The sequence below is a fragment of the Pseudomonas fluorescens genome (genome assembly GCF_040448305.1).
In the GTDB taxonomy this organism is placed as follows: domain Bacteria; phylum Pseudomonadota; class Gammaproteobacteria; order Pseudomonadales; family Pseudomonadaceae; genus Aquipseudomonas; species Aquipseudomonas fluorescens_BH.
Genome location: NZ_CP148752.1, coordinates 430186 through 444988, shown reverse-complemented (window position 1 = coordinate 444988; position 14803 = coordinate 430186). Strand labels below are relative to the sequence as shown.

Sequence of the window (14803 nt, the reverse complement as noted above, 5' to 3'; positions counted from 1 at the left end):
GTAGCCCACGGATCAATGGCCCCAATTGCCGATTTCGGCTGCAAACCCTTCACCGCCTGCTACGCCATCAGCGCCCAGGGAATACAGGTCGTAAGCGCCATCTACCGATCGCACCCCCGGATTGAGGTACTGATAAGGCGTGCTCCACGGGTCGACCGGCATGCTCTTGAGGTAACCCTGAGGGTTCCAGCCCCGTGCCGCGGGCAGTCCGGAGGGACGTTTGACCAACGCTTCCAGGCCTTGCTGGGTCGAGGGGTAATGGGCGTTGTCGAGGCGATACATTTCCAGGGCGGTGGCGATGGCCTGGATATCGATTCTGGCGGCAGTGACCTTGGCTTGATCGGGGCGGCTCATGAACTGTGGCACCACGATAGCCCCCAGCACGCCGATGATGACCACCACCACCATGATTTCGATCAGGGTAAAACCGCGTTGCGCGCGAGAAAGGTTTTTACGGACAGGTTGCATGGATCAATTCACCAATTGGTTGAGGCTGAGAATCGGGAGCAGGATGGCCATGACGATCAGCAGCACGACGCCGCCCATCAGTACAAGCATCGCCGGCTCGAAGAGGCTCACCACCAGCGCAATGCGCGCGGCGAGGCTGTTTTCCTGTTGTTCGGCGGCCCGGGCCAGCATGCGGTCGAGTTCGCCGGCACGTTCGCCGCTGGCGATCATGTGCAGCATCATCGGCGGGATGTCGCCGCTCAGTTCCAGGCCACGGGTCAGCGTTCCGCCTTCGCGGACAGAGCGGGCGACATCGACCATCCGCGCACGAATGGTCAGGTTGCCGATGACCGCGGCGGCAATCTCCAGTGCGTCCACCAACGGCACGGCACTTTTGCCGAGGATTGCCAGGGTGCTGGCAAACCGTGCGGCTTCCATGGCACGCAGCACTTCACCAATGACTGGCGCATTCAGCACCCAACGATGCCAGCGCAGGCGCCACTGCGGCTGCTGCCAGCTCCAGCGCCACAGGCCGAACAGCGTCGCCAGCACGCTGATCAACAACAGGAAATGGTTGCGCAGGCCGTTGCTCACGCCGATCAGCGCCTGGGTCAGCCAGGGCAACGGCTGGCCGCTGTCGACGAAGATCTTCACCACATCCGGCACCACATAACCGAGCAGAAAACCGACGATTGCCAGGCTGGCCAACATCAGGATCAACGGGTACACCAGGGCCATCTGGATCTTTTGCCGCGAGGCCTGGCGGGCCTGGGTGTAGGCCGCCAGTTGCTCCAGCACATGGCCCAGATACCCCGAGCGTTCTCCAGCGGCAACGGTGGCGCGGAACAACTCGGGGAAGGCCCTGGGAAATTGCCCCAGCGCCGAGGCCAGGGCGTGGCCTTCCATCACCCGGCTCCTGACCGCCGAGAGCAAGCCCGCCACCTTGCGCTTTGAGCTCTGCTTCGCCACCGCATCGAGCGCTTCTTCCAGAGGCAGTCCGGCCTGAACCAGCGTTGACAATTGCAACGTCAACAGCGCCAGATCAGCTGCACTCAGGCGCCCACCTCGCGACTGTTTGTCCGCACCGCTGCCAACCCGAACCTCGGTCAACACACGCGGCCACAAGCCGCGCTCACGCAACAACTGTCGCGCATGGCGGGGTCCATCGGCCTCCAGTCGTCCCCTGCAGGACCGTCCCTGGGCGTCGTGGGCGCGGTAGTCGAAGGTCGGCACCGGTCAGTTCTCCTGCGTCACGCGCAGCAATTCATCAAGGCTGGTCAATCCTTCCAGCACCCGCTGGCGCCCGTCCTGGAACAGGCTGCGCGAGACCTTGCGTGTTTCGTCGACGAGGATTTGCTCGTGGGCGCCCTGATGGATCAGCGCCGAGACGGCGGGTGTGACGCTGATCAGTTCGTAAATGCCGATGCGGCCGCGATAGCCGTGCTGGCACTGTTCACAGCCCGAGGCCTTGAACAGGGTGTGCGGCGTGGCGGTGTCGAGCCCCAGGCGCTGGCAGGCTGCCGCGTCGGCGAGGTACGAAACCTTGCAATGGGGGCACAAGGTGCGCAGCAGGCGCTGGGCCAGAATGCCCACCAGCGAGGACGCCAGCAGATAGGCATCGACGCCCATGTCTACCAGCCGCGTGACCGCGCCTGCCGCGCTGCTGGTGTGCAGGGTCGAGAGCACCAGATGCCCGGTCAAGGACGCCTGGACAGCGATCTCGGCGGTTTCGCGGTCACGGATTTCGCCGACCATCACCACGTCCGGGTCCTGGCGCAAAATCGCCCGCAGGCCCCGGGCGAAGGTCATGTCGACTTTCGGATTGACCGGCATCTGACCGACGCCCGGCAGGTGATATTCGATCGGGTCTTCGACCGTCAGGATGTTGCGGGTCTGGTCATTCAGACTGCTCAGCGCGGCGTACAGGCTGGTGGTCTTGCCGGAACCGGTCGGCCCGGTCACCAACAGGATGCCGTGGGGTTTGCCCAACAACTGGCGCAGGACCGCGAGGGTATCGTCCGGCATACCCAGCCGATGCAGGTCCAGGCGCCCGGCCTGCTTGTCGAGCAGGCGCAGCACCACCCGTTCGCCATGGGCCGAAGGCAGCGTCGAGACCCGCACATCGACTTCATGCCCGGCCAGGCGCAAGGCCATTCGTCCATCCTGGGGCACGCGTTTTTCCGCAATGTCCAGGCGCGCCATGACCTTGATCCGCGACACCAGCAGCGTCGCCAGTTCGCGCTTGGGCCTGAGCATTTCACGCAGTTGACCATCCACCCGCATGCGCACCGACAGGTACTGCTCGAAGGTTTCCAGGTGCACATCCGAGGCATGCTCACGCACCGCTTCACCGAGCAGCGCGTTGATCAGGCGAATGATCGGTGCGTCGCCCTGTTGCTCCAGCAGGTCGGCGGTTTGCGGGACCTGATCGACCAGGCTGAGCAAGTCCAGTTCTTCGTCCAGTCCCTGGGCAACTTGCTCCACCGCACTGTGCCCCTCGCGATAGGCCGCCGCCAGGCGCGAGGCGTACTCATCGGCCCCGACGATTTGAAACGGCAATGCCCGCCCGCACACCCGGCGCGCCTCCGCCAATGCGGCGAGCGGCGCATCGCTACGCAGGGCAAGGCGCAGGTCGTCGCCGTCATGCTCCAGCAACACGCCAAAACGCCGGGCGAAGCCGAAGGGCAATTGCTCACAGAGTTCGCTCATGGATTTACTGCGCCTTGCTGCGCAAATCGAACACTGGCGCATCGCTGGCCGGTTCGAACAACCCGCGCGCCTCGGATGGCAGCAACAACGAGTTGTTCTCCCCCGCCCCTGATTTGCTCAAGTCACGCAGCGCGTTGTAACGCTGCTGGCTGACCTGGGACAGGTCTTCCTTGCTGCGCACGATGGTCGGGCGCAAGAACACCATCAGGTTGCTTTTGGTCTGGGTGTCGCGGCTCCAGCGGAACAACGCGCCGAGGTAGGGAATGTCACGCAGCAGCGGCACGCCGCTTTTCTGGGTGCGCACGCTGTCCCGGATCAGGCCGCCGATCACGATGATTTCGCCATCGTCCGCGAGGATGGTGCTCTTGAGCGCTCGCTTGTTGGTGATCAGGTCCGAGGAGTCGATCCCCGACACTGACGGTGCGATGTCCGACACTTCCTGTTCGACCTCCAGGCGCAACGTCGAGCCTTCGTTGATGTAAGGCTTGATCTTCAGGCTGATGCCGACGTCCTTGCGCTCGACAGTGGTGAACGGATTCTCCCCGCCGTTGCTGTTGGTGGCATAGGAGCCGGTCTTGAACGGCACATTCTGGCCGACGATGATTTCGGCTTCCTGATTGTCCAGGGTCAACAGGCTCGGCGTGGACAGCAGGTTGCTGTGGGTATTGCTGGCCAGGGCTGAAATCAGCGCGCCGAAGCGGTCGCTGCCCAGTTGCAGGATCGCCCCTTCCGGCGCCGATCTTTTCTCGTCGAACTTCAGCCCGCCCACAATCGGAATGTCGGTGCCAGGAAAGTTGATGAAGCCCTTGGCGTCACCTGTGCTGAGGTTCCACTGCACGCCGACGGCCTCGGCGATGTCGCCGGAGATTTCGACGATGGCGGCATGGATCAACACCTGGGCTCGTGGCTGGTCCAGCTGACGCACGATGTTCTCGATCGTCCGCACCTGCGCCGGCTCGGCGATCAGCACCAGTGCGTTCTGGCTTTCGTCGGCCTTGATCATGAAGGTTGCAGCGCCAGATGTGTCCTTAGCGCTGCCGACGGCGGATGTCTGCTTTCTGCCCTGCCCCATCGACTCCAGGATCTCGGCCAACTGCTTGGCATCGCTGTGACGCAGGCGAATCACTCGGGCATTGTCGAGCGTCGTGGTGGCCGGCGTATCGAGACCTCGGGCCAGTTCGATCAAGCGCTGGCGAACGACCGGCGGGCCGATGAAAATCAGGCGATTGGTCCTGGTGTCGGCCAGTACCTGTATCGCTGAATCGGCATTGCGCTTGCCCATGGAGGCCTCGATCACCGGCGCGACATCGCCCGCCTGGGCATGCTTGAGCTGAACCACCGCGTGCAGGTTGTTCTGCCCGGAGTCCAGCTCGCGGATCACCCGGGCAATGCGCTTCACATTGGCAGCCGTATCGGTCAGCACCAACGCGTTGGCCGACACCGAAGGGCCGACGTAACCATTGGCAGACACCAACGGTCGCACCAGCCCGGCAATATCGGAGGCACTGCTGGTGTTCAAGCCGATGACTTCGGTCACGAACTGCGACGCCGTGGTGGTTTTTACCGTGCCCTGGCCGGCCCGGGTCTTGGCCTCGGCAACCGGGGTGATGAGAATCCGGTCGCCCTCATCGATCACCGTGAAGTTGTGGGCGTCGAGCACTGAATAGAACAACCGACGCACCCCCTCACGATCGAGGGCCTGCCGGGACATGACGGTGATACGACCGGAGACTTTGGGGTCCAGCACCACGGTGGTTCCCAGAATGCCGGAGATCTCTTCGACGATGTCGCGCAGCTCAGCGTTGTTCATCGCCAGCTGCCATTTTTCTTCAGCGCGAAGCGTGCCCGAAAAGGTTGCAGCCGCCAAAACGGCAAGCAGAAACATGGAGCGCAACCAATGCACACCGACGAAGCTGTTCATGAAATTCATCACTCTGGTTGCCCGGAGAGCGGGCGTAAAAAGCGCGTGGTCGTGGTAACCGGTTGAGAATCGACGGATGATTCGAGTCCCTTCAGAAAACGTGCGCCAGAAGGCACGAGCGTTAGCAGCTCTTCTCGCCCCTTGTTCCACAGTGCAACCTGGTGGGTCTCGATACGACGCAGGACGCTGCCGCCAGGCAAGCGCTCACCCACCTGATAGAGACGAGAGCCTTGTGCATTGGCCAGCAGTGCCTTGGATAATCCGTTGCTGACAAAGCTCGCTTGCAAAGTCATCGGCTCGGAGCTGGGCTGCGGTGTGGCCTCCGTCGTCAGGCCGAACACAATGGCAATCGATGCTGTTTCGAGCGGTTCACGTACAGGCACCGGCACTCGGGTTGCAATGTCGGGCGACGGTGAAGCCAGATGCTCGCGAAACTCCATTTCCTGCCACGCCAGAAACACTGCGCCGCCCACTGGCAACGCGAGCCAACAAACGCTGCTCAGGCACGCCCGAAAGCGTTGTCCGGAGAATTTCGAAACCTTCATTTTTAACTCGATACTCAACAGAGACGCCCGGCTTCAGGCGACCTTTTTGAGGCCACCTGAAGCCAGTTGCGAGGACTTACAACTTGTCCCACGCCATGTGCCAGTGAGCACCAACACCCGGCTCGAAGCCGTTGGCGGTTGGGCTGTACTGCTTGCAGTAACCCGACTCAGGGAACGGCTTGCACTCAAAGACTTCGTCGGTCTTCGGCTGCAACACCTTGGTACCAGCGGTGTAGCCGCTGATGCCATCAGGGAACACGAAGTCGTATTCGATGCCAGCGCCTTCACCGGTCATCTGGGTGGCCTGAGTATCCTGACGGGTAGTGCGACCATCCAGCGTGGTGCCGACCAGGGTCAGTGTGTGCACGCCCGGGTTGCTACGCACATCCATGGACAGCGAGGTGGAACCACTGGCCACTTGAGCCGACGTGGTGCCAACCGGTTTGTTGTTCTGATCGAACAAGGTGGCTTCGACGTTCATCGGGCGGTTCGAAATCATGCTGAACTCGACCTTGGCCCGGCCTTTATCCAGAACGTATTCGGCTTGCTGCGAGGCCACCGACATGCGGGCAGCGGTGTCTTCCTTCATGTCCAGCTGCACTTCGTAGCGGACTACGCCGCTTTCTTTTTGCGCGTAGAGGCGATTGGTGCCTTTGACCGGGACAACATTGCCGCTCTCGTCACGGATACCGGCGCGAACCAGGGTGTGGGTCGCGTTGATTTTTTCCGCCAACTTGAACGACCAGTTTTGCGGCGTGCCGTCTTCAGCGTTTTCGATGCTGATTTCGACGCTGTAGTCCGGACTCTCACCATTGGCGGTGAACGCGCGGGCCTTGACCTTGTCGCCTACCAGCAACGTGGTCGATGGCGCAATGCTGCCAACCGAGGACCAGCCACCAGGCAGCTCAGGCTCTGCCAAGATGTTCAGATCCGTAGCGTTGTAGAACGCGGCATCGGTATCGCCCACGGTCCAGATGGCCAGGACGACGTGGTGGCCGGATTTGTCAGCTGGAATGGTGCAGTTGTGTTTGTCGCTGTTGGACGGTTTCTGGTTGCCACCGTCGATGGTGCAGAACGGCGTGCTTTCGAAGGTGGCGCGCTTGAGGGATTCGTTCGGATTCCAGCCGTTGCGGGTGATGAAATACTCGTGCTTGGTGGCCGGGTGAACCGCGGTGTAACGCCATTGGAAATCGATGTTGCGATCCCTGATTTCCGTCAGGTGCCAACGGGTGGCGAACTGGGCATCCAAGGTTGAGAAACGGGCGTTACCACCGCTGGCAATCTTGCCATCGACCGGTCCTTGCAATGGAGTACCACCGACGCCCGCCGGAAAGCCTTTGAAGGTTTCACCAACACTCTGCGGTTCGAACTGCTCGTCGCCGCAGTTGGTGTTGACCCCTTTCTGGCACAACAGAGCACGGGACGGTGGCACGTCCAGATAGCCATGGGCGGAAACGGTTTGAGAGGCCAGCATTGCCGATAACAGGACCATCGATGAAGTGCAGGCGGTTAGCGCACTTCTTTTATCAAAAGTTATTTTCATGACGTATTCCAGACTGCTTATCGAAAACAACGCACCTTGCAGGCGGCGATGTTCCCTTCGTTATTGTTCAGAATTGCGCTGAACAGGGGTCTGGAACCTTACGGGGATGACGAAGAGTTCTATGTAGGAGTAATCATCGAACCAGGCGGGAATAGTCTGCGCCTTCGGTTTTCCGACAAAGAAAGGAAACACTCTTACAGGAAGAAATGCTTTATCCGGGCCGTGTTTCTGTAGGGCACAAAAAAGCCTGTCCGGCACGAGGCGGGACAGGCTTCTGGAAAACGGCGTTGACCGTTACTCGTGATATTGCGCCGACAATTCATGCACGGCACGCAAGAATGCACCGGCGTGTTCCGGATCGACTTCCGGCGTGATGCCATGGCCGAGGTTGAACACGTGGCCGCTGCCCTTGCCGTAGCTGGCCAGAATACGCCCGACTTCTGCGCGGATGGCTTCCGGTTTGGCGTAGAGCACGGTCGGGTCCATGTTGCCTTGCAGCGCGACCTTGTCGCCGACACGGGCGCGGGCGTTGCCGATGTCGCAGGTCCAGTCCAGACCCAATGCATCAGCACCGGCGTCGGCGATGCTTTCCAGCCACAGGCCACCGTTCTTGGTGAACAGGATCACCGGCACCTTGCGCCCTTCGTGCTCGCGGATCAGGCCGCTGACAATTTTCTTCATGTAGGCCAGGGAGAATTCCTGGTACGCCGCCGCCGACAGGCTGCCGCCCCAGCTGTCGAAGATCTGCACCGCTTGGGCACCGGCCATGATCTGGCCGTTGAGGTAGCTGGTGACCGTCTGCGCGAGCTTGTCCAGCAGCAGGTGCAAGGCTTGCGGGTTGTCGTAGAGCATGGTTTTGGTCTTGCGGTAGTCTTTCGACGAGCCGCCTTCGACCATGTAGGTGGCCAGGGTCCATGGGCTGCCGGCAAAGCCGATCAGCGGCACGCGGCCGTTCAGTTCGCGGCGGATGGTGCTGACCGCGTCCATCACGTAACCCAGGTCTTTTTGCGGATCAGGAATCGGCAAGGCTTCGATGTCGGCCAGGGTGCTGACGACTTTCTTGAAGCGCGGACCTTCGCCGGTTTCGAAGTACAGGCCTTGGCCCATGGCATCGGGGATGGTCAGGATGTCGGAAAAGAGGATTGCCGCATCCAGTTGCGGATAGCGGTCGAGCGGCTGCATCGTGACTTCGCAAGCGAACGCCGGGTTCATGCACAGGCTCATGAAGTCGCCGGCCTTGGCACGGCTGGCGCGGTATTCAGGCAGGTAGCGACCGGCCTGACGCATCATCCACACGGGGGTGACGTCTACAGGTTGCTTGAGCAGGGCGCGCAGGAAACGGTCGTTCTTCAGGGCAGTCATGTCGGCATCCGGAAAAAAAGTGAGGGCATTTTCTCAGAGCCGGGCGCAAAAGGCACGGTTGCAGGTCAGCCTTTTGTCTATCGGGTCAATTTGTCGCGGTGGAATGCAGTATTTGCCTCACCACAAAACGACTGTGGGAGCGAGCCTGCTCGCGAAGAGGCCGGCACATCCAACATAGAAGTTGGCTGACAGACCGCTTTCGCGAGCAGGCTCGCTCCCACAGGGTTACTGCATTTCAAGCCTGGTTCTGGGGTCAGACGCCCAGGTAATCCAGGATCCCTTCCGCCGCATTACGGCCTTCGAAGATCGCTGTCACCACCAGGTCGGAACCGCGCACCATGTCGCCACCGGCGAAGATTTTCGGGTTGCTGGTCTGGTGCTTGTACTGACCTTGTTCCGGCGCCACCACGCGGCCCTGGCTGTCGGTCTGGATCTCGAACTGCTCGAACCACGGCGCCGGGCTTGGGCGGAAACCGAAAGCGATGACCACGGCGTCGGCCGGGATGATCTCTTCGGAGCCCGGGATCGGCTCGGGGCTGCGACGACCACGGGCGTCCGGCTCGCCGAGACGGGTCTCGACCACCTTCACGCCTTCGACCTTGTCTTCACCGACAATGGCGATCGGCTGGCGGTTGTAGAGGAATTTCACGCCTTCTTCCTTGGCGTTCTTCACCTCTTTGCGCGAGCCAGGCATGTTCGCTTCGTCACGACGATAGGCGCAGGTCACCGACTTGGCGCCCTGACGGATCGAGGTGCGGTTGCAGTCCATCGCCGTGTCGCCGCCGCCGAGTACCACGACCTTCTTGCCTTTCATGTCGACGAAATCTTCCGGCGACTTTTCAAAGCCCAGGTTGCGGTTGACGTTGGCGATCAGGAAGTCCAGCGCGTCGTACACGCCCGGCAGGTCTTCCCCGGCAAAGCCGCCCTTCATGTAGGTGTAGGTGCCCATGCCCATGAATACCGCATCGTATTCTTCGAGCAGTTGCTCCATGGTCACGTCCTTGCCGACCTCGGTGTTGAGGCGGAACTCGATGCCCATGCCGCTGAAGACTTCGCGACGATTGCTCAGCACGGTCTTTTCCAGCTTGAACTCGGGGATGCCGAAGGTCAGCAGACCGCCGATTTCCGGGTTCTTGTCGAACACCACCGGGGTCACGCCACCGCGCACCAGCACGTCGGCACAGCCCAGGCCCGCAGGCCCGGCACCGATGATCGCGACACGCTTGCCGGTCGGCTTGACCTTGGACATGTCTGGGCGCCAGCCCATGGCGAACGCGGTGTCGGTGATGTACTTCTCCACCGAGCCGATGGTCACCGCGCCGAAGCCGTCGTTGAGGGTGCAGGCACCCTCGCACAGACGGTCCTGCGGGCACACCCGACCGCAGACTTCCGGCAGGGTGTTGGTCTGGTGCGACAGCTCGGCGGCCTGGAGGATGTTGCCCTCGGCCACCAGTTTCAGCCAGTTGGGAATGAAGTTGTGCACCGGGCACTTCCATTCGCAATACGGGTTACCGCAACCCAGGCAGCGGTGGGCCTGGTCGGCCGACTGCTGGGGTTTGAAGGGTTCGTAGATTTCCACGAACTCTTTCTTGCGTTGACGCAACAGTTTCTTCTTCGGATCCTTGCGCCCGACCTCGATGAACTGGAAGTCATTATTCAGACGTTCAGCCATTTTAAAACCTCATCAAACTCTTCAGGCGCATATCACTGCGGGTTGGCACGGGTGCTGGAAAGCAACGACTTCAGGTTGGCAGCCTTGGGCTTGACCAGCCAGAAACGGCGCACGTAATCATCGAGGTTCTCGGCGAGTTCACGACCCCACTCGCTGTCGGTCTCCTCGACGTACTCGTTCAGCACGCGTTGCAGGTGGCTACGGTAGGCTTCCATCGCCTCGCCGCTGATCCGCTGGATTTCCACCAGTTCGTGGTTGACCCGGTCAACGAAACTGTTGTCCTGGTCGAGCACGTAGGCGAAACCACCGGTCATGCCAGAGCCGAAGTTGTAACCGGTCTTGCCCAATACGCAGACGAAACCACCGGTCATGTACTCGCAACAGTGATCGCCAGTGCCTTCCACGACGGTGTGGGCACCGGAGTTACGCACGGCGAAACGCTCGCCCGCGGTACCAGCGGCGAACAGCTTGCCGCCAGTGGCGCCGTACAGGCAGGTGTTGCCGATGATGGCACTGTCCTGAGTGCGGTAGACGCTGCCCTTCGGCGGAACGATCACCAGCTTGCCGCCGGTCATGCCCTTGCCGACGTAGTCGTTGGCGTCGCCTTCCAGGTACATGTGCAGGCCACCGGCGTTCCACACGCCGAAACTCTGCCCGGCCGTGCCTTTGAAGCGGAACGTGACCGGCGCGTTGGCCATGCCCTGGTTGCCGTGCTTGCGCGCGATTTCGCCGGAGATCCGTGCACCGATGGAACGGTCGCAGTTGCAGATTTCCAGGTCGAAGTCGGCACCGCTCAGGTCATTGATCGCCGAGGTGGCCATGGTGACCATTTTCTCGGCCAGCAGGCCTTTGTCGAACGGCGGGTTGCGTTCCACACCGCAGAACTGTGGCTTGTCCGCCGGCACGTGGTCGCTGCCCAGCAAGGGGGTAAGGTCCAGGTGATGCTGCTTGGCGGTCTGGCCTTCGAGGACTTCCAGCAGATCGGTACGGCCGATCAGCTCTTCGAGGGAACGCACGCCCAGCTTGGCCAGCCATTCACGGGTTTCTTCGGCGACGTAGGTGAAGAAATTCACCACCATGTCGACGGTACCGATGTAGTGATCCTTGCGCAGCTTCTCGTTCTGGGTCGCGACGCCGGTGGCGCAGTTGTTCAGGTGGCAGATGCGCAGGTATTTGCAGCCCAGGGCGATCATCGGCGCGGTGCCGAAGCCGAAGCTTTCAGCGCCGAGGATCGCCGCCTTGATCACGTCGAGGCCGGTTTTCAGGCCGCCGTCGGTCTGCACCCGGACTTTGCCGCGCAGGTCGTTGCCGCGCAGGGTCTGGTGGGTTTCGGCCAGGCCGAGTTCCCACGGAGCGCCCGCGTATTTGATCGAGGTCAGCGGTGATGCACCGGTGCCGCCGTCGTAGCCGGAGATGGTGATCAAGTCCGCGTAGGCCTTGGCTACACCGGCGGCGATGGTGCCGACGCCCGCTTCTGCTACCAGCTTCACCGAGACCAGCGCCTTCGGGTTGACTTGTTTCAGGTCGAAAATCAGCTGCGACAAGTCTTCGATCGAGTAGATGTCGTGGTGCGGCGGTGGCGAAATCAGGGTCACGCCCGGCACTGCGTAACGCAGCTTGGCGATCAGACCGTTGACCTTGCCGCCCGGCAATTGACCACCTTCGCCGGGCTTGGCGCCCTGGGCGACCTTGATCTGCAGCACTTCAGCGTTGACCAGGTATTCCGGGGTTACACCGAAACGGCCAGTGGCAACCTGCTTGATTTTCGAGCTCTTGATGGTGCCGTAGCGCGCCGGGTCTTCGCCGCCTTCACCGGAGTTGGAACGCGCACCGAGGCGGTTCATGGCTTCGGCCAGGGCTTCGTGAGCTTCCGGCGACAGGGCACCCAGGGAGATACCGGCGGAGTCGAAGCGCTTGAGCACCGATTCCAGTGGTTCGATCTCGCTGATGTCCAGCGGCGTGTCGAGGGTTTTGACTTTCAGCAGGTCACGAATCATCGACACCGGGCGGTTGTCCACCAGCGACGTGTATTCCTTGAACTTGCTGTAGTCGCCCTGCTGCACAGCGGCTTGCAGGGTGTTGACCACGTCCGGGTTGTACGCGTGATATTCGCCACCGTGGACGAACTTCAGCAAACCACCTTGCTGGATCGGCTTGCGCGGGCTCCAGGCTTCGGTAGCGAGTGCTTTCTGCTCGGCTTCGATGTCGACGAAACGCGCACCCTTGATGCGGCTTGGCACGCCACGGAAGCTCAGGTTGCAGACTTCCTCGGACAGGCCGATGGCTTCGAACAACTGCGCACCACGGTACGAAGTGATGGTCGAAATGCCCATCTTCGACAGGATCTTGAGCAAGCCTTTGGTGATGCCTTTACGGTAGTTCTTGAACACCTCGTAGAGGTCGCCCAGTACTTCACCGGTACGGATCAGGTCGCCCAGCACTTCGTAGGCCAGGAACGGATAGACGGCAGAGGCTCCGAAACCGATCAACACGGCGAAGTGATGCGGATCGCGAGCGGTCGCGGTTTCCACCAGGATGTTGGAGTCGCAACGCAGGCCTTTTTCAGTCAGGCGATGGTGCACCGCGCCGGTGGCCAGCGAAGCATGGATCGGCAACTTGCCCGGGGCAATGTGACGGTCACTCAGCACGACCTGGGTACGACCAGAACGCACGGCTTCTTCAGCCTGATCGGCCACGTTGCGGATCGCCGCTTCGAGACCGACGCTTTCGTCGTAGTTCAGATCGATGATCGCGCGTTCGAAGCCCGGACGATCGAGGTTCATCAGCGAGCGCCACTTGGCCGGGGAAATGACCGGCGAGCTGAGGATCACGCGCGAAGCGTGTTCCGGCGACTCCTGGAAGATGTTGCGCTCGGCACCGAGGCAGATCTCCAGAGACATGACGATGGCTTCACGCAGCGGATCGATCGGCGGGTTGGTCACCTGGGCGAACTGCTGGCGGAAATAGTCGTACGGCGTACGCACGCGCTGGGACAGCACGGCCATCGGCGTATCGTCGCCCATCGAGCCCACGGCTTCGTAGCCTTGCTCGCCGAGCGGACGCAGCACCTGGTCGCGCTCTTCGAACGTGACCTGGTACATCTTCATGTATTGCTTGAGCTGATCGACGTCGTAGAACGCCGAACCGTGGTCGTTGTCTTCCATGGTCGCCTGGATGCGCAGGGCATTCTTGCGCAGCCATTGCTTGTAGGGATGACGGGACTTCAGGCGGTTGTCGATCGCATCGGTGTCGAGGATCTGACCGGTTTCGGTGTCCACGGCAAAGATCTGGCCAGGTCCCACACGGCCCTTGGCGATCACGTCTTCAGGCTGGTAGTTCCAGACACCGATTTCCGAGGCCAGGGTGATGAAACCGTTCTTGGTGGTGACCCAACGCGCCGGACGCAGACCGTTACGGTCGAGCAGGCACACCGCGTAACGACCATCGGTCATTACCACGCCGGCCGGGCCGTCCCACGGTTCCATGTGCATCGAGTTGTATTCGTAGAACGCACGCAGATCCGGGTCCATGGTCTCGACGTTCTGCCACGCAGGCGGAATGATCATCCGCACGCCACGGAACAGGTCGATGCCGCCGGTGACCATCAGCTCCAGCATGTTGTCCATGCTCGAGGAGTCGGAACCCACGCGGTTGACCAGCGGGCCCAGTTCTTCCAGGTCCATCAGATCGTTGGTGAACTTGGTGCGACGGGCCACGGCCCAGTTGCGGTTGCCGGTGATGGTGTTGATCTCGCCGTTGTGCGCCAGGAAGCGGAACGGTTGAGCCAGTGGCCATTTCGGCAGGGTGTTGGTGGAGAAGCGCTGGTGGAACACGCAAATCGAGGTTTGCAGGCGCTCATCGCTCAGGTCCGGATAGAAGGCGGTCAAGTCCGCCGGCATCATCAGGCCTTTGTAAATGATGGTCTTGTGCGAAAAGCTGCAGACGTAGTGGTCGGTGTCGGCGGCGTTGGCCACGGACGAGCGACGACGGGAGGTGAACAGCTTGACGGCCATGTCCTGATCGCTCAGGCCTTCACCGCCGATGAACACCTGCTCGATCTGCGGCAGGCGCTCAAGGGCCAGGCGGCCGAGGACGCTGGTGTCGATCGGCACTTTGCGCCAGCCGACCAGTTGCAGGCCGGCAGCCAGGATCTCGCGGTTCATGTTCTCGCGAGCGGCTTCGGCTTTGACCGGGTCCTGGTTGAAGAAGACCATGCCCACAGCGTATTGCTTGGGCATTTCGACGCCGAAGGTTTCCTGGGCGATGGCTCGCAGGAACACGTCCGGCTTTTGAATCAGCAGACCGCAACCGTCACCGGTCTTGCCGTCGGCATTAATCCCACCGCGGTGGGTCATGCAGGTCAGGGCCTCGATGGCCGTTTGCAAAAGGGTATGACTGGGCTCGCCCTGCATATGGGCTATCAGGCCGAAACCGCAGTTATCCTTGAATTCATCTGGTTGGTACAGACCTGCTTTCATAGACACTTTCTCACCAGGCTGCCTCTTTACGAGGCAAATTTCTTTTCAATTCAACCACTTGCCATCCGCGCCGAACGTACGCCAGCTTTGCGGGAGCAAAAGGGAGGTCATTGTACACACCGACAC

The 14803-nt window shown here is 61.4% G+C and carries 9 protein-coding genes; all 9 read right to left on the bottom strand.

Annotated features, from left to right (window positions below):
* Positions 1–12: 12 nt before the first annotated feature.
* Complete coding sequence (gspG, locus tag WHX55_RS01980) at positions 13–468, bottom strand: type II secretion system major pseudopilin GspG (RefSeq protein ID WP_353741930.1); 456 nt, start codon at positions 466–468, stop codon at positions 13–15.
* A gap of 3 nt (positions 469–471) precedes the next feature.
* Complete coding sequence (gene gspF, locus WHX55_RS01975; RefSeq protein ID WP_150726590.1) at positions 472–1680, bottom strand: type II secretion system inner membrane protein GspF; 1209 nt, start codon at positions 1678–1680, stop codon at positions 472–474.
* 3 nt (positions 1681–1683) lie between these two features.
* The gene (gene gspE / locus WHX55_RS01970) at positions 1684–3156 is read right to left on the bottom strand and encodes a type II secretion system ATPase GspE (RefSeq protein WP_353741929.1); all 1473 of its coding nucleotides are present in this window, start codon (positions 3154–3156) and stop codon (positions 1684–1686) included.
* A gap of 4 nt (positions 3157–3160) precedes the next feature.
* Positions 3161–5077, bottom strand: a complete 1917-nt coding sequence (gene gspD, locus WHX55_RS01965) for a type II secretion system secretin GspD (RefSeq protein WP_353741928.1) — start codon at positions 5075–5077, stop codon at positions 3161–3163.
* Between the two features lie 8 nt (positions 5078–5085).
* Positions 5086–5640 (bottom strand): type II secretion system protein N, encoded by a 555-nt coding sequence (locus WHX55_RS01960; RefSeq protein ID WP_224789017.1) that lies wholly within the window; start codon positions 5638–5640, stop codon positions 5086–5088.
* Between the two features lie 58 nt (positions 5641–5698).
* Positions 5699–7165, bottom strand: coding sequence for an N-acetylglucosamine-binding protein GbpA (gene gbpA / locus WHX55_RS01955; RefSeq protein WP_353741927.1), 1467 nt, complete (start codon positions 7163–7165; stop codon positions 5699–5701).
* Between the two features lie 294 nt (positions 7166–7459).
* Positions 7460–8527: a uroporphyrinogen decarboxylase gene (gene hemE / locus WHX55_RS01950; RefSeq protein ID WP_353741926.1), complete on the bottom strand. Its 1068-nt coding sequence runs from the start codon at positions 8525–8527 to the stop codon at positions 7460–7462.
* Between the two features lie 253 nt (positions 8528–8780).
* Positions 8781–10199, bottom strand: coding sequence for an FAD-dependent oxidoreductase (locus WHX55_RS01945; RefSeq protein WP_007997363.1), 1419 nt, complete (start codon positions 10197–10199; stop codon positions 8781–8783).
* Between the two features lie 32 nt (positions 10200–10231).
* Entirely contained in the window at positions 10232–14677 is a 4446-nt protein-coding gene (gene gltB, locus WHX55_RS01940) for a glutamate synthase large subunit (protein WP_150756780.1), read from the bottom strand.
* Positions 14678–14803 lie beyond the last annotated feature (126 nt).